This window comes from Kribbella yunnanensis (assembly GCF_039529655.1).
GTDB lineage: Bacteria > Actinomycetota > Actinomycetes > Propionibacteriales > Kribbellaceae > Kribbella > Kribbella yunnanensis.
Genome location: NZ_BAAANF010000027.1, coordinates 1 through 16,021, shown reverse-complemented (window position 1 = coordinate 16,021; position 16,021 = coordinate 1). Strand labels below are relative to the sequence as shown.

Sequence of the window (16,021 nt, the reverse complement as noted above, 5' to 3'; positions counted from 1 at the left end):
GGACCTGGTCAGTCGCGGAGGAACTCTGCACGCCAACGAAGAGCTGTGGGCTCAGTCGGCTTAGGCGACTCGTCGAACGCGATCAGCCGGAGGTCAGGAGCCGACGCGAAGGACTCAACGGTCGCTCTGGTGAGTGGCCACGGCGGACCCTTAATCTCCTCATCAGGTTGACCTTCAGTGCGCGGTGTGGCGATCACGACGAGAGCGCCGCCGGGGGCGACGAGCTCGCCGACCTTCTGGATGGCGGTTGCCTGCAATCTGATGGGCAGGGCCTGGACCGTGTAGATCTCGACGACCAGATCGAACGCGTGATGCCACTCCGCCGGTTGGTCGAGCAGATCGGCGACGACGTACTGCACCTTCGAGTCAGGGTGGTTCCGTTGCGCGGTCTCGACGGCGGTGGGGGAGATGTCGAACGCGATGGTCTGGTACCCGCGGTCGGCGACCAGCTCGGCGTCCCAGCCGGTGCCGGCGCCGATGACCACCGCGGTCTTGCCCATCCCATTCGGCTCCGAAGCCTCGAACCATTCGGTCAGCAGCGGGTTCGCGAAGCCGCGGTCCCACGGAATCACGGCCGAGCCGCCGAGGCAGCGGAGTACAGGTTCTCGAACCAGCCGGTCGGGTCGTCGCGGTCCAGCGACTCGTGGGCAATCCGCCGAGTCTCCAGCTCCGGGTCCTCACTCATCAGACTCACCTTCCCCGTCGAAGCCCTCGTGGATCGCACGCACTGTTTGCACCGTATCGACCTGATCGGGCGTCTTGTCCTCGCGGTAGCGCAACACGCGGGCGAACCTCAGCGCCATGCCGGCGGGATAGCGCGGCGAGGTCTGCACGCCGTCGAACGCGATCTCGACCACGACCTCCGGCCGCACGTAGACCGTGTACGAATCCTCGCGCTCGGCCAGCTCCTGGAACCGCTCGGTCTGCCAGCGCAGCAGCTCGTCGGTCAGGCCCTTGAACGTCTTGCCGAGCATGACGAACTCGCCAGTCGTCTCGTCCCGGGCGCCGAGGTGCAGATTCGACAGCCAGCCGGTACGGCGGCCGTGGCCCCACTCGGCGGCGAGCACCAGGAGGTCGAGGGTGTGGGTCTGTTTGACCTTCACCCAGCCCGAGCCGCGCCGGCCCGCCTCGTAGGGGACGGTCAGCGACTTCACCATCACGCCCTCGTGCCCCCGCCGTACTGCGTCCTGGAAGAAGGCCTGACCCTCGTCCGGATCGTCCGTCACGAGTCGCGGGATCCGGCGCTCGGGCGGGATCAGTTTGCTCAGCCACTCGTGCCGCTCGGTGCTCTCGAGGCCGAGGAGGTCCTGCCCGTCCTGATGCAGGATGTCGAAGAAGTACGGCGTCAGTGGCACCGACTCGGGGCCGGTGGCAGCTCGGGTCGCCGTCCGGGAGCCGGTCACCTGGAACGGCTCGGGTCGTCCATCGGGTCGCAGCGCGATCAGCTCGCCGTCGAGGACGACCTGCTGGGCCTCCAGCTCAAGCACGGCGGTCACCACCTCGGGCACCCGCGCGGTGATGTCGTCGAGCGTCCGCGTGTAGACGACGACCTCGTCACCGTTGAGATGCACCTGGATCCGGATCCCGTCCAGCTTCCACTCGAGCGCCGCCGGCGTCCCGGTCTTGGCGAATGCCTCCGCAACGCTGGTGGCCGACTGCGCGAGCATCGGCTGCACCCCGCGCCCGACCTGCAGACCGAACTGTGCAAGCCCTGCCTCACCCTCGGTCAGTACGGCGACCGCCACCGGAGCCGCCGATCCGCGCAACATGGTCGCGGCGCGAATCTTCTCCAACGGGATCCCGGTCGCTCTGGCCACCGCGTCAGCCATCACACCGTCCAGCGCACCCTGCCGCAGCTCGCCGCCCACGAGTAGTCGCAGGAAGGTCTGCTCGGCCTCGGTGGCCTGGCCGAACAACGCGTCGACCGTCTCACGCCGCCGAGCCTGGGAGCCGGCGCCGGACATCTCCGCCAACTCACCGAACGTCCGATCGACCACCTCGACAGTGAGCGACGGCTCAGCGGCCGGAGCCGGCGCGTCCATCAACGTCCGCCAGCCGACACCAGTCCGCCGCTGCCGCAGCTCGCCGGACAGATACGTCACCACGATCTCGGTCTCGACCGGATCGGTCGCCTGCGCAAGCAGCGCGGCAATGAACTCGGCCTTCTTCAGCCGCGAGCGCGTCCCGCCCACCGCCGCCGACGTCTCCACCACCGCGCTCAGCAACATGCCCCCAGTCTCACCCACCCCACCGACACTTTCGCGCCCCCACCACCGGCCCCGCGACAACACGGACGGATATCCGTCCCTCTTGCCCCTTCGGTGCGAGGGGAGTTGGCCGGAGGAGGTTGGACACAGGCGCAGGTCCGTTCCGGGTAGTCGGCGGGACACAACTCGGGGGTGCATACCGCGCGCGGGGCCCTTGAACAGGTCATGCCTTGTTCAAGGCCACCGTGTCCTGTTCACACCCCCAGCAACTGCTCGGTGCGGCCGCGCCGAACCACCCACGGATAAGTCAGAACAGCCGGATATCCGGTCTTGTGAGCGGGGGTCAGGGGAGTGGGGGGAGGTCGTCCAGGAAGGCGGCGGAAGGGGTGAAGAAGAGGGTGCCGGTGGTGGCGGTGGAGAAGTCGAGGATGCGGTCGTGGTTGCCTTCGGGCTCGCCGATGAACATTCGGCGCAGCATCAGCTCGGTGACCGACGGCGACTTGGCGTAGCCGATGAAGTACGTGCCGAACTCCGCCGTACCGATCTGCCCGAACGGCATGTTGTCCCGGAGGATCTGCAGTTCGTTGCCGTCGGCATCCTCGATCACGTTGAGGACGATGTGTGCGTTACTCGGCTTGGCGTCGTCGTCCAGCTCGATGTCGTCGAGTTTGGTCCGGCCGATCGCGAGTTCCTGCTGTTCGGTGGTGAGCGCGTTCCAGGCCTTCAGGTCGTGCATGTACTTCTGCACGATCACATAACTGCCACCGGCGAACTCAGGATCCTCGGCACCGATCAGTACGGCGTCCTCTGCCTCACGGCCGGCCGGATTCTCGGTACCGTCGACGAACCCGAGCAGGTCGCGCATCTCGAAGTACTTGAAACCGTGCACCTCGTCGACGACGGTCGCGGAGTCGCCGAGCACGTTCATGATCTGGCGGGCGAGCTCGAAGCACTGGTCGAGGTGCGCGGCGCGGATGTGGAACAGCAGATCGCCCTGTGTCGACACCGCGTGGTGCGTCGCGCCTTTGAGCTCGACGAACGGGTGCAGCTCAGCGGGTCGCGGACCGGCGAAGAGTCGGTCCCATGCGTCCGAGCCGATGCTTGTCACGCAGGAGAGCGCGCCGGCCGGTACGCGGAAGCCGACGGATCGCGTCAGGCCGCTGACCCGCTCCAGCAGATCGCGTGCGGTCGCCTCGCCGCCGTCCTCGATCCGCACCACCAGGAAGATGGCCGAACCGGTCAGCGGCGTCAGCACCGACTGCGGCAGTGCGCGCGTCGTTGCCGCCGGTCCGGCAGTTGGATCAGTCACCACAGTGCTCTCCAGCCGTTCGCCCAGGTAGGTCGGGATCATCCTTACAGCCCGGATCCGGTCTACCTGTCTTGGGTCGATCTTCTAGAGTCCTTGCATGCACCCGCACTCAGGCGAGCCGCGCCCCGAGGATTCGCCCCAGGCTCCGCCGGGGCAGTACCCACCGCCCCCGGCTCAGCAGCCCTATCCGGGCTATCCGCCTCAGCAGCCACCCCCGCCGTACCCGCTTCAGCCGAACTACCCGCCAGCGCAGGGCTACCCGCAACACCCGCAGAACTATCCGCAGCAGCAGGGCTATCCGCCCCCGCCGCATAACTACCCGCCGCAGCAGGGGTATCCGCCGCCGGGGTACCCGATGGGGCAGCAACAGCCCTGGCCGCAGCAGTACCCGATGATCAAGGAACCGCGGGTCATCCCCGCCCCAGCCGGTACGCCGTTCCACCGGCTCGCGCGGACACCGAAGCACGCCGCGTGGCGTCCAGTGGTGGGCAGCATCTTGCTGGGCGCCTGGGTGTTCGCGGCCTCGATCGTCGTCTTCCTGGCGTGGCTGGTGATCCACCTGATCCTCGGTGGCGAGATGCCCGCGTTCGAGGGCACCGGCGCCGAGATCTTCGGCAACACCAACGAGGACCTCGCTCTGAACCTGGTGCTACTCGGCGTGCTGACGCCATTCGTCGCGCTCACCGCTTGGATGATTCAGCGCCGACCGGCCTGGAGCGTCGCCTCGGTTCTGAACAAGATCCGCTGGGGCTGGCTCGCGTGGTGCTGTCTCCCCGCGGTCGCATACGTGGTCGCCGGTACGGGCTTCGGGCTCCTCGTCGACCAGATCGTGCCGCCGGACGAGGCAGTGGTGGACACGGGCGCATGGGTCGGCTTCGCGAAGTTCGTCGTACCGCTGATCCTCATCGTGCTCCTGGTGCCGTTCCAGGCGGCTGCTGAGGAGTTCATCTTCCGCGGCTGGTTGATCCAGGCCGTCGGCGCCTACGGGCCCGACAGCGTGGAAGGCCGAGCGCGTTGGGCGCGGGTGCTGTTCCGGACGCCCTGGCCCGGCATCGTGATCAGTGCGATCGCGTTCGCATCGGCGCACGGCTACACCGGTTGGGCGATGGCCGACATCCTGCTGTTCGCGGGTGTCGCCGGGTGGCTCACCGTGCGGACAGGCGGCATCGAGGCCGCGATCGCACTGCACGTGCTGAACAACCTGTTCGCGTTCCTGCTGCCGGCTGCCACCGGCGGTCTCGACGACTGGTCCGAGCAGGGCGGCGCGCCGTGGACGATCCTGCTGGGCGATGTCCCGGCGCTCGCGATCGTGGTGTTCTCCGTGGTCTGGCTGGCGAAACGCAAGCAGGTCGCCCGGGTCAGCTAAAACGGGAAGCGAACTGTCGGTGGTGTCTGACAGGGTTGCCGGCGTGACGAAGACGGAAGCAGTTCTGTTCGACTGGGGTGGCACGCTGGCGACCTGGCATGAGGTCGACCTGCCCGCGTTGTGGCGGGCGGTGGCGGTGCTGATCGACGAGGAGCGCGCGGACGAGGTGACGAAGCGTCTACTGGACGCCGAGCACTCCATCTGGGCGCGCTCCCGCGACCAGCACCTGAGCAGCACGCTGGAGGAGGTGTGTCTGCTCGCCGAGGTGGAGTGGAGCGAGGCCGCCAACAAGCAGTACGAGCTCGGCTGGGACCCGCACACAGTTCTGGAGCCGGACGCGCTGGAGACGATCCGCGGGCTGCGCGAGCGCGGTCTGAAGGTCGGCGTACTGTCCAACACGATCTGGTCGCGGCGCTGGCACGAGGAGATCTTCGCCCGCGACGGCGTCCTGGAGTTGCTGGACGGCGCGGTGTACACGAGCGAGATCCCGTACACCAAGCCGCACCCGGAGGCCTTCCGGGCCGCGATGAAGGCGGTCGGGGTCAGCGACCCTGCCACCTGCCTGTACGTCGGGGACCGGCTGTTCGACGACGTGTGGGGCGCCCAGAACGCCGGGATGCGGGCGGCGCACATCCCGCACAGCGCGATCCCGGCCCACCAGATCGGTCACACCGAGGGCACCCCGGATGCGACGATCCAGCGGCTGGGTGAGCTGCTGCCACTGATCGACTCCTGGAACTGACCCCTGCAACTAGAAGGACCCCCGGGCCAGGAGGGTGGCTCGGGGGTCCTTCGGAGGGGTTTCGGGGTGTTGTTACGCGGCCAGTGTCGGGTCGGCCATCAGCCGCAGCCGGCCCAGCGCCTCGCGCTCGATCTGGCGGACGCGCTCGGCGGAGATGCCGTGCACGGCGCCGATGTCGGCGAGTTTGGCCTGCCGGCCGTCGTGCAGCCCGTACCGGCGCCGGATCACGTCGGCCGACCGCGGATCGAGCTGATCGACCAAGCTGAACAAGCCTGACCGGTCGGACGCGTCCGCGACCAGCTGGTCGGGGCCCGGCGCGGTCTCGGCCGCGATCAGGTCACCCAGTGAGGTCTCACCCTCGTCGTCGATCGGGTTGTCCAGGCTGATGTGATCCCGGCCGATCCGGATGAGTTCACTCACCCGCTCCTCGTCCAGGTCCAGCTCCGCCGCGATCTCTTCGACCTCCGGCTCACGCCCGAGCTTGCGCTCCAGCGTCCGCCGGGCCGACCCGATCTGGTTCAGCTGCTCCACCACGTGCACCGGCAGCCGGACCACTCGGGCCTGCTGCGCGATACCGCGGGTGATGGCCTGCCGCACCCACCAGGTCGCGTACGTCGAGAACTTGAATCCCTTGCGGTAGTCGAACTTCTCCACCGCGCGGATCAGCCCCGTGTTGCCCTCCTGGACCAGGTCCAGCAGCGGCATCTGGGACCGCCCGTAACGGCGCGCGATCGACACCACCAGGCGGAGGTTCGCGGTCACGAACCGCTGCTGGGCGCGCTGGCCTTCCTCCGCCAGCCACTCCAGCTCCTCCTCCGTGGCATATTTGGGCGCTCCGCCCTTCTTTCGTCCAACCCGCCCCTCGGCCAGCAGTTGCTCCGCAAGGAGTCCTGCCTCGACCGTCTCAGCGAGCTCGACCTCTTCTTCAGCCGTCAGCAGCGGGGTGCGGGCGATCTCCTCGAGATACAGCCCAACACTGTCCTTGCCGTCGATACCGTCGTCCGTGCTGCGGACACGAGTCGTGCGAGCCACCGAAACTCCCTTCGTCGTTACATGGAGAGCAACGCTCGAGTGAGGTTCAAGATTCCACGGCAGTGTGTAAACTCCCTGAACTTTCCCTGAGAGTTCCCAGCGCCGCTCACCCCGTAATCCGGTACCCACGGCCCGTCATCGCAGCACCTTCGGCAGACTCGCCGCCGAAAAGTCTGAGAATTCGTTCAGAAAACGCCTGATCCGGTGTGCTGAATGTGTTGCACAACACACCGGATCACGGAGATATTCCCGCCGAACGCCAGAAAATCAGGCCAGACCGAGGGTGTCCAGCTCCCAGGCGAGGGTGAAGGCGACCTCGCGCCAGGCGTCGTACCGGCCGCTGCGCCCGCCGTGACCGGCTTCCATCTCGGTCTTCAGCAGTACGTCGACCTCCCCGGCGGCGGTGGACCGGAGTTTGGCCACCCATTTCGCCGGCTCGACGTAGAACACCCGGGTGTCGTTCAAGCTGGTGATCGCGAGGATGCGCGGGTACTGCTGCGCGGTGACGTTCTCGTACGGCGAGTAGGACTTCATGTACGCGTAGACCTCGGGGTCCTCGAGCGGGTTACCCCATTCCTCCCACTCGATCACTGTCAGCGGCAAAGACGGATCGAGAATGGTCGTCAGCGCATCCACGAACGGCACCTCGGCCACGATGCCCCCGAAGGCCTGCGGGGCCAGGTTCGCGACCGCACCCATCAGCAGACCGCCGGCGCTGCCACCCTGAGCGACAACCCGCTCCGGACGCGTCCAGCCGGCCTTGACGAGGTGCTCGGCCGCCGCGATGAAGTCGGTGAAGGTGTTCCGCTTGGTCAGCGTCTTGCCGTTGTCGTACCAGTGCCGGCCCAGCTCGCCACCGCCGCGCACGTGCGCGATCGCGAACACGACACCGCGGTCCAGCAGCGACAACCGCGGGATCGAGAACCACGGGTCCATCGAGCTCTCGTACGAGCCGTACCCGTAGAGCACGACCGGCGCGTTGCCGTCCTTGGCGACATCCTTGCGCGCAACCAGCGAGACCGGCACCTTCGTGCCGTCTGGCGCTTCCGCCCACTCGCGGTACTGCGTGTAGGCGCTCAGATCGACACCACCGAGCACGGGCTGCTGCTTGAGCAGTCGCCGCTCACCAGTCGCGATGTCGACGTCGTACGTCGTACCGGGCGTCACGAGTGAGGTGTAGCCGAACCGGTACCGGGTGTCGTTCCACTCGTCGTTGCGGCCGGGGGAGACGGTGTAGATCGGCTCGTCGAACTCGAGCGTCTCGGGCGCACCGAAGCCGTCTTCGGTACGGCGCATGACGGCGAGCTCGGTCAGCGCGTCGCGGCGGCGGTAGAGGATGACGTGATCGGCGAACGCGTCGGCGCCGAGCAGTCGGCTGGTGTCGTCGTCCTCGATGATGGTCGTCCATTCACCGGGTGTATCCAGCGAAGCCGTGGCCAGCGAGAAGTTCGCGGCATCGGCGTTGTGGGTGATCAGGAGCCGGTCGCCGGCGTGCTCGACGTCGTACTCGACGCCCTCGCGCCGCGGCGCGACGATCTTCAGCTCGCCGGTCGGGTCGTTCGCGTCGAGCAGGTAGACCTCGCTGGTCAGCTTGCTGCCGAGCGCGATCAGGATTGCCTGCTCGTTGCGGGTCAGGTCGACGCCGACCCAGAACCGCTCGTCCGGCTCCTCGAGGACCAGTACGTCGTCCGTCGTACCGAGCGTGTGTCGCCAGATCTGGTGCGGCCGCCACGCGTCGTCGACCTTCGTGTAGAAGATCGTCGAACCGTCGGCCGACCACGCCGAGCCGTAGTGGACCTCCGGCAGCTCGTCGGGCAGGAGTTCGCCAGTGCTCAGATCCTTGATCCGCAGCGTGAACCGCTCGTCACCCTTGAGGTCGACCGAGTATGCGAGCAGCTGTCCATTGGGGGAGACGTCGACGGTGCCGAGCGAGAAGAACTCCGAGTCGCCCGCGACCAGGTTGCCGTCGAGCAGCACCTCTTCACCGGCGATCTCCGCGTCCAGGGCCGGCGGCTCGTCGCCGTTCACCTTGACCCGGCAGTGGATGCCGTACTGGCTGCCTTCGACCGTGCGGGCGTAGTACCAGTACTCGCCGCGCCGGGCCGGCACGCTCAGGTCGGTCTGCAGGGTGCGGTCCGAGATCTCCGTGAAGATTGCCTCGCGCAACGATTCGAGGTGGCCGGTGCGGGCCTCGGTGTACTCGTTCTCGGCCCGGAGGTACCCGAGCACCTCATCGTTGGTCTTGTCCCGCAACCACTCGTAGTCGTCGACGAACACGTCGCCGTGATGGGTGCGCTCGATCGGCTTGCGGGCGGCGACTGGGGGCTGCGGTGTAGCGGCGTTCAACTCGGACATGCGGGCGAGACTACCCGCCCGCGCGTCGGCGCGCAGGCGGCTAAACGTCGTACGTGGCGACGACCGGGGCGTGGTCGCTCCAGCGCTCGGCGTACGTCGGTGCGCGGTGGATCACGCAGCCGGTGGCGAGCTCGGCCAGGGCGGGGGAGGCGATCTGGTAGTCGATGCGCCAGCCGGCGTCGTTGTCGAAGGCCTTTCCTCGCCAGGACCACCAGGAATAGGGGCCGGGTCCGTCGCCACCGAAGCGGCGGCCGAGGTCGGTCCAGCCGGCCTCGAACAAACGATCCATCCAGGCCCGCTCCTCGGGCAGGAAGCCGCTCTTCTTGCGGTTCGCCTTCCAGGCCTTGAGGTCTTCTTCGCGGTGGGCGATGTTCAGGTCGCCGCACATCAGGACGTGCCGGCCGTCGGCGCGCAGCTCGGTGAGCCGGGCAGTGATCGCATCCAGGAACGCGTACTTCTCCTCCTGCCGCGGCGGAGTCTCGAATTCGCCGGTGAACACATACGTGCTCACCGCGGTCAACGTCGACCCGTCATCCAGTACGACGTCCGCTTCGACCCAGCGCCCGGTATCGGCGAACCGCGCCGGGCCGATGTCGATCCGCTGGTCCTTGATCGGCCGCCGGCTCGCGACCGCCACTCCGGCGCGACCCTTGTGACCGTCGAGCGCGGGCTCGGCGTGCGCGATGTTCCAGTCGCCGCCGAGGTGATCGCGCAGAACCTCGTCGGTCGCCCGAACTTCCTGCATCAGCAGCAGATCCGGATCGGTCTCCTCCAGCCAGGGCGCCATCCCCCGGCGGTAGGCCGCTCTGATCCCGTTCACATTCACCGTGGCAACCGTCAGCACCCGGAAACCCTAGCCCGAATGCGCCCAGGAGCCCGCTTCCGGCACGCTCAGCCGCTCCCGCGCGCCATCCCGGCCACAACTGGTGGCCGGAGACAGGAAGTGGTGGGTGTGAACAGGTCATAACTTGTCCTCACCCACCAGTTCTTGCTCACGCCCCCGGTGGGCGGCCGGGGTCGGGGTGCGTGGTGGAGAGGATGGCGTCGAGGGAGCGTTCGATCAGGTGTTCCAGGTCGGTGGTGGAGATAGTGGCGTCTTCGATCCAGAGGAGGAGGGTCTGTTCTACATAGCCTTGCCAGCCCAGGCAGGCGAGCTCGACCACCGGCGTGACCTCGACGCCGGTCTCGCGGACGGCGCCGATCACCCAGGTGCTGAAGACGCTGCGGAGATCCGAGTGCAGCTTGCGGACCTCGGGGTCACCGGCGGCGGACATCAGCAGGGTGGCGCGGTAGAGCTGCGGGGCCTCGAGGACTGCGCGGACGAAGGCCCGGATCCCGGAACGGAGCTGCTCGGCCGGTGGCAGCGACTGGTCGGGGGCGGTGCGGAGCAGGATCTCCGCCGCGGCTTCCTCGATGACGGCGTACTGGAACTTCTTCTTCGAGCCGAAGTAGTGGAACAGCAGGGCAGGGGAGACCTTCGCCTCGGCGGCGACCAGCTCGACGGTGAGCTCGCGGTGCGGGTCGGCCAGCAGCACCCGGCGGGCGGCTTCGAGGATCTGGGCGCGCCGCTCGTCGGGGCGCAGCCGAGCGGACGAGGTCTGGGTCATACGGCCAGTCTATTGAGTCTTGGGTCAATAAGCACTTACTGTTGAGTATCCACTCAACAGCTAGAGCCGGAGGATTACAGATGCGACCGCTGCCCGGACAGGTTGTCCTCATCACCGGAGCGTCCCGCGGGATCGGCGCCGCTGTGGCCCGGAGCCTCGCGAAGGACGGTGCCAAGCTCGCGCTGATCGGTCTGGAGCCGGACGAGCTGAAGCAGGTCGCCGAGGACTGTGGCCCGGACGCGGGGTGGTGGGAGGCAGACGTCACCGACACCGAGTCGCTCCGTACGGCGATCGAATCCGTGCACGCGCGCTACGGCCGCATCGACGTGGTGATGGCGAACGCCGGTATCGCAGCGCCGGGCTTCACCCGCAGCATGGACCCCGCGGTCTGGGAGCGCGTGCTGGACGTCGACCTGTACGGCGTGTGGCGCACAGTGCACCTGACACTGCCCTACCTGTTGGAGAGCAAGGGTTATCTGCTGCTCGTCTCGTCGCTGGCCGCTGTCGTGCACATCCCGGGCTTGGCGTCGTACAACGTGGCGAAGGCCGGTGTCGAGGCGATGGGCGACACCCTGCGGCCCGAGCTGAAGCACCTGGGCGTGCGAGTCGGCGTTGCGCACATGACGTTCGTGGACACCGACATGGTGCGTGGAGTGGATGACCACCCGGTGTTCGGCAAGGTGCGGACCGGGATTCCGCTGGCTAGCAAGGTGTACCCGCTGGAGTTCGCCGTACAGAAGTTCACCGACGGCATCAAGCGGCGGAAGCGGACCGTGCACGTGCCCGAGTGGATCGGCGTACTGAAGGTGTTCCGCTGGCTGATCCCGCACGTGATCGAGATCGGGTCGCGCTTCAGCGTGCCGAAGGCGGACCGGGCGGCGCTGGCCGACATCCAGGCTCGCGGCGCGTCCGTGTCGACGCGCGCGTCGGGTGCCGGTGGCAAGGCGGACACCGCGAAGGCCAGCGGGCGATGAGCCGCCAGTACGACGTAGTCCTGCTCGGCGCGAGTGGCTTCACGGGAGCGCTCACTGCGGAGTATCTCGAGAAGAACGCGCCCGCGGAGCTCAAGTGGGCAGTGGCCGGGCGGAACCGCGCGAAGCTGGAGCCGTTCGGCAAAGACGTGCTGATCGCGGACGTCACCGACCCGGCGTCGCTCAAGACGCTCGCGGAGTCGACCCGGCTCGTGGTGACCACAGTCGGTCCCTACATTCAGTACGGCGAGGCGCTGGTGGCCGCGTGTGCGGATGCGGGCACGGACTATCTGGATCTGACCGGTGAGCCTGAGTTCGTGGACCGGATGTATGTGAAGTACCACGAACGCGCTCTCCGGACCGGAGCTCGGATCATCCACGCGTGTGGGTTCGACTCGATTCCGTACGACCTGGGTGTGCAGTACACGGTCGAGCAGTTGCCGGAGCGGGTGCCGATCACGGTCGACGGTCTGCTGCGGGCCGGCGGGCGGCCCTCGGGTGGCACGTTCCACACCGCGATCACGGCCTTCTCACGACCGAAGCAGAACCTGGACGCGCACAACGCACGGAAGCGCGCAGAGGCACGGCCGGAGGGGCGGCGTGCGCGGGCGGTCGGCGGCCGAATCCATCGGCAGCAAGGCTTCTGGGCGGTGCCGCTGCCGACCGTGGATCCGCAGATCGTCGCGTACTCAGGTCGTTTGCTGGACAGCTACGGACCCGACTTCCGTTATGCGCACTACGCGGCGGTCAAGCACTTGCCGATGGTTGCCGGAGGCATCGGTGGTATCGCGTTGCTGGCGACCGCCGCGCAGATCCCACCGGCCCGGAACGCACTGCTCAATCGCTTGCAGCCCGGTGACGGACCGAGTCCCGAGGTGCGGGCGAAGTCGTGGTTCAAGGTGCGGTTCGTCGGGCGCGGCGGTGGCAAGCAGGTGATCACCGAGGTGGCCGGTGGCGACCCCGGGTACGACGAGACCGCCAAGATGCTTGGAGAAAGCGCTCTCTGCCTTTCTCTGGACGATCTCCCGGAAACGGCCGGCCAGACCACGACCGCTGCGGCGATGGGTCCGGCACTGCGCCAACGCCTGGTGAAAGCAGGGATGACCTTTGCCACCCTCAGCACAAGCGACTACTAGCCAGGACGGAACGCGAATCGCGTTCTACGACTACGGGCGGGACGCTGAGGCGCCGCTGCTCGTCTGCGTGCACGGCTATCCCGACAACGCCCGGCTGTGGGAGCCGGTCGCCACGGAATTGTCGGCAGACTTCCAGGTGATCACGTACGACGTGCGCGGGGCGGGGGAGTCGGACCACCCGCGCGCGCGATCGGCCTACCACCTGGATCGGCTCGAGGACGACTTCATCGCCGTCCTCGACGCGGTGTCGCCGGACCGGCCGGTGCATCTGCTCGCGCACGATTGGGGTTCCATCCAGTCGTGGCACTTCGTCACGAGTGAGCGGTTGCGCGGCCGGATCACGTCCTTCGTGTCGATCTCGGGACCGTCGCTGGATCACGCGGGCTTCTTCATGCGCCGGCACCGCCCGGTCCGCAACGTCATCCGGCAACTGCTTCACTCCTGGTACATCTACTACTTCCACCTGCCTTGGTTGCCGGAGAACGGCTGGCGACGAGGCTGGGCGCATCGGGTCTTCGCTCGACTCGAACGGTCGGCCGACGGCCTGCCGTCAGAAACCGGAGAGCGCTCTCTGGGCGACTACATGAACGGTCTCAACCTGTACCGCGAGAACGTGATCCCGCGGATGCTCAGACCGGCAGAACGGACCACCGACGTACCGGTGCTGGCCGTGTCTCCCGAGGACGACGTGTTCGTGAGCACCCCGCTGCAGACCGATATCGCACGCTGGGCCCCGAACCTCACCGTCGAGGTGGTCAGGGGCGGCCACTGGATGCCCCGGAATGATCCCGGACTTGTCGCGCGGCTGGTGCGCGAGCACACCCGGGAGCTGGCACGCTGAAGGTATGAGGACGCTTCTCAACCTGATCTGGCTGGTACTCGCCGGCTTCTGGCTGTCGGTCGGCTACGCGATCGCCGGCATCATCTGCTGCGTGCTGATCGTGACGATCCCGTTCGGCATCGCGTCGTTCCGGATCGCGGGCTACACGCTGTGGCCGTTCGGCCGAACCATCGTCGACAAGCGCTCCGCAGGTGCGGGCGCACTGCTCGGCAACCTGATCTGGGTGATCGTCGCCGGCTGGTGGCTGGCCCTCGGCCACCTGGTCACGGGAATCGCTCTCTGCGTCTCGATCATCGGCATCCCGCTCGGTATCGCGAACTTCAAGCTGATCCCGATCTCCCTGCTGCCCCTCGGCAAGGACATCGTCCCGACCGACCAGCCGTTCGCCCGGTGAGGTCGCTGACCGTCCTCGGCTCGTGCGGCGCCTGGCCCGAGCCCGGCCGCGCCTGCGCCGGCTTCCTGGTCGAGTACGACGGTTTCCGCGTCGTACTCGACCTTGGCTACGCCGCGCTGCCACAACTGCTGCAACACCGACCGCACGCCGAGGTCGATGCAGTCGTCGTCACCCACCAGCACCCGGACCACTGCGTCGACGTGAGCGCACTAGCGCGCGTCCGGTACTACGAAGCTCCCGACGCACCACCGATCCCGCTGCACTGCCCGCCCGGTGTGGTCGACGTACTCCGCGCCCTGGAACCGAACCCGGACCCAGCAACAGTCTTCGACATTTATGACTTAGCAGCCACCACCGAGCTTGGCCCGTTCACCGTCGAACCCATCCAGCTCCCGCACTACGTCCCGAACTTCGGTGTGCGGCTCACAGCACCAGGTGTCTCCCTCGCCTACACCGGCGACAGCGGACCGTCCGAAGAACACACCAAGCTCGCGGAAGGCACCGACCTGTTCATAGCCGACGCCACCCTCCAAGGCCCATCACCCCAAACAACCCCGCGCTATGTAATGACCGCAACCGAAGCCGCCCAAGCCGCGAAAGGCGCGAACCGCTTGCTGCTCACCCACTTCTGGCCTGGCTCGGATCGAGAGGTCTCGATCGCCGAAGCTCAGACCGAGTTCGACGGTGAAGTGGTCGCCGCGACCGAAGGACTCACACTGCCCTTGTGAGGCGCGGCTTGGTCAGGCGTGAGGTGATCCCGGGGGCGCGGCTTGGCGGGGCCTTGAGGGGCGCGGCTTGGTCAGGACCCCCGTGGGGCGCGGCTGGTCAGGTGAATTGCGATCCGGGGCGCGGCGGATCCCAGGGGAGTGCGTCCGCCGCGTGCGGAACGCGGAGAACGGTGACCGACTCGGCGTACCGGCGCCAGACGCCGTTCTCGTCGGGTTCGGCGGCGATGAGCAGCACTGAGGCGTTGTCGATGCGGAGGAGGGCCTCGGTGAAGATGGCGTCTCGCCGGAGCCAGCCGCGTTGGGTGTTGTCGACGACGACTGCCACTGAGGTGATGCGGCCGGTCGGTAGGGGGAGTTGGGCGTGTGGGCGGGTGAAGCCCTCGTCCAGGTCGTTCAGGGCGATGGTGGCGTTGGCGTCGAACTCGAGTCCCCAGCCGGGAGCGGCTTGGCAGGTTGAGAGGCCCATCGAGCCTTCATCGAGCGCAAGGTGCATCTGCAGGAAGGGGACGCGGTCGCCGTACGGGCCGGCGAAGTGAGTGCCGGCCAGGTCGTCGGCCAGCACGATCGGCCACTCGATGCCGCTCCAGTTGGTGAGCGTCCGGCCGGCGAGGGCGAGGGCGCGCGCGATGTTGGACGGTACGGCGTCTGAGCCTCGGCGACTGAGGAATCGCGGCCGCAGGAGCCCGACCGTGGCCTCGAAGGCGAAGCGTGCGGCTGCCTCGGTGGGGATCGGTGCGGAGGCGGTGCTGGTGAGGAGCGGGAGTGGGCCGGTGTCGTCGAGGGTGATCGTCATGGTCGCGCTGGCTGGGCCGCGCAACACCCAGCCGGTCGCGTCGTCGACGGACGTCTGCCACTCCTGCCCGATGCTCATGGGCAGGAGTGTGCTTCATGGCGAGTGTCCTCCGGCCGCAACTGCCCGGAAGGTCAGCTGGAATGGGCCTTCTGGACGAGCTTGCGGACGTTGGCGATGTCACCGCAGCCAGACCTGACCACCCCCGCGACCGAAGCCACCGTGCTCCCGCGACCGAAGCCACCGTGCTCCCGCGACCGAAGCCACCGTGCTCAGGGGCGCCGAGTGTGAGGACTGGTGCCCCGAATGTGAGGACCAGGGTGTCGGCAAGGGATTTCCAGCGACCCGGTTGTCACACTCGCTGCCTCGTCCGCGACTGAAGCTACCGTGCGGCGCGATCGAAGCTGCCGTGCGGCGCGAGTGGAGGCAGCATGCGAGTGTGAGGAGTTGGGTGGTGAATGTGGGGACTGCGTTGCTGGTAAGGGGCTTGGGTTCAGGTGGTCGTTGCAACACCTTGATTGTGGAGGTGTTGTTGATGTCTGT

15 protein-coding genes are annotated in these 16,021 nt (G+C 67.6%); 7 read left to right on the top strand and 8 right to left on the bottom strand.

Going from position 1 to position 16,021, the window contains the following annotated elements:
• Positions 1-8: 8 nt before the first annotated feature.
• From ABD231_RS37635 to ABD231_RS37625, 3 genes are all read right to left on the bottom strand, one after another.
• Complete coding sequence (locus ABD231_RS37635; protein ID WP_344163621.1) at positions 9-572, bottom strand: class I SAM-dependent methyltransferase; 564 nt, start codon at positions 570-572, stop codon at positions 9-11.
• 105 nt (positions 573-677) lie between these two features.
• Positions 678-2,228: an ATP-dependent DNA ligase gene (locus ABD231_RS37630; RefSeq protein WP_344163618.1), complete on the bottom strand. Its 1,551-nt coding sequence runs from the start codon at positions 2,226-2,228 to the stop codon at positions 678-680.
• Positions 2,229-2,550: 322 nt separating this feature from the next.
• On the bottom strand, positions 2,551-3,558 hold the full coding sequence (locus ABD231_RS37625) for a Dyp-type peroxidase (RefSeq protein WP_344163615.1): 1,008 nt from the start codon (positions 3,556-3,558) through the stop codon (positions 2,551-2,553).
• A gap of 55 nt (positions 3,559-3,613) precedes the next feature.
• On the opposite strand from ABD231_RS37625, the gene ABD231_RS37620 reads away from it, so the two are divergent.
• Together ABD231_RS37620 and ABD231_RS37615 are read left to right on the top strand one after the other, a co-directional pair.
• Entirely contained in the window at positions 3,614-4,882 is a 1,269-nt protein-coding gene (locus tag ABD231_RS37620; protein ID WP_344163612.1) for a CPBP family intramembrane glutamic endopeptidase, read from the top strand.
• Positions 4,883-4,925: 43 nt separating this feature from the next.
• A complete protein-coding gene (locus tag ABD231_RS37615) occupies positions 4,926-5,624 on the top strand; it encodes an HAD family hydrolase (protein WP_344163609.1) in 699 nt (232 codons plus the stop codon).
• A 72-nt stretch (positions 5,625-5,696) separates the two neighbouring features.
• On the opposite strand, the gene ABD231_RS37610 is transcribed toward ABD231_RS37615, so the two are convergent.
• The 4 genes from ABD231_RS37610 to ABD231_RS37595 all read right to left on the bottom strand — a co-directional run bounded on the left by ABD231_RS37610 (position 5,697) and on the right by ABD231_RS37595 (position 10,618).
• Entirely contained in the window at positions 5,697-6,656 is a 960-nt protein-coding gene (locus ABD231_RS37610) for a sigma-70 family RNA polymerase sigma factor (RefSeq protein ID WP_132414024.1), read from the bottom strand.
• A gap of 267 nt (positions 6,657-6,923) precedes the next feature.
• Positions 6,924-9,011 (bottom strand): S9 family peptidase, encoded by a 2,088-nt coding sequence (locus ABD231_RS37605; protein ID WP_344163603.1) that lies wholly within the window; start codon positions 9,009-9,011, stop codon positions 6,924-6,926.
• A 40-nt stretch (positions 9,012-9,051) separates the two neighbouring features.
• Positions 9,052-9,855 (bottom strand): exodeoxyribonuclease III, encoded by an 804-nt coding sequence (locus tag ABD231_RS37600; RefSeq protein ID WP_344163600.1) that lies wholly within the window; start codon positions 9,853-9,855, stop codon positions 9,052-9,054.
• 148 nt (positions 9,856-10,003) lie between these two features.
• Complete coding sequence (locus ABD231_RS37595; protein WP_344163597.1) at positions 10,004-10,618, bottom strand: TetR/AcrR family transcriptional regulator; 615 nt, start codon at positions 10,616-10,618, stop codon at positions 10,004-10,006.
• Between the two features lie 80 nt (positions 10,619-10,698).
• On the opposite strand from ABD231_RS37595, the gene ABD231_RS37590 reads away from it, so the two are divergent.
• Genes ABD231_RS37590 through ABD231_RS37570 form a run of 5 tightly spaced genes read left to right on the top strand, consistent with a single transcriptional unit; the run spans position 10,699 to position 14,688 of the window.
• Positions 10,699-11,592, top strand: a complete 894-nt coding sequence (locus ABD231_RS37590) for an SDR family oxidoreductase (RefSeq protein ID WP_344163594.1) — start codon at positions 10,699-10,701, stop codon at positions 11,590-11,592.
• Positions 11,589-12,725 (top strand): saccharopine dehydrogenase family protein, encoded by a 1,137-nt coding sequence (locus ABD231_RS37585; protein WP_344163591.1) that lies wholly within the window; start codon positions 11,589-11,591, stop codon positions 12,723-12,725. Before ABD231_RS37590 ends, ABD231_RS37585 begins: the two co-directional genes overlap by 4 nt.
• On the top strand, positions 12,697-13,566 hold the full coding sequence (locus tag ABD231_RS37580; RefSeq protein WP_344163588.1) for an alpha/beta fold hydrolase: 870 nt from the start codon (positions 12,697-12,699) through the stop codon (positions 13,564-13,566). The genes ABD231_RS37585 and ABD231_RS37580 overlap by 29 nt, the downstream gene beginning before the upstream one ends.
• 4 nt (positions 13,567-13,570) lie before the next feature.
• Positions 13,571-13,960 (top strand): YccF domain-containing protein, encoded by a 390-nt coding sequence (locus tag ABD231_RS37575; RefSeq protein WP_344163585.1) that lies wholly within the window; start codon positions 13,571-13,573, stop codon positions 13,958-13,960.
• The gene (locus ABD231_RS37570) at positions 13,957-14,688 is read left to right on the top strand and encodes an MBL fold metallo-hydrolase (RefSeq protein WP_344163582.1); all 732 of its coding nucleotides are present in this window, start codon (positions 13,957-13,959) and stop codon (positions 14,686-14,688) included. Before ABD231_RS37575 ends, ABD231_RS37570 begins: the two co-directional genes overlap by 4 nt.
• Before the next feature lie 97 nt (positions 14,689-14,785).
• Here the strand turns inward: ABD231_RS37570 and ABD231_RS37565 are convergent, their stop codons facing one another.
• Positions 14,786-15,559, bottom strand: a complete 774-nt coding sequence (locus ABD231_RS37565) for a hypothetical protein (RefSeq protein ID WP_344163579.1) — start codon at positions 15,557-15,559, stop codon at positions 14,786-14,788.
• Between the last annotated feature and the right edge of the window lie 462 nt (positions 15,560-16,021).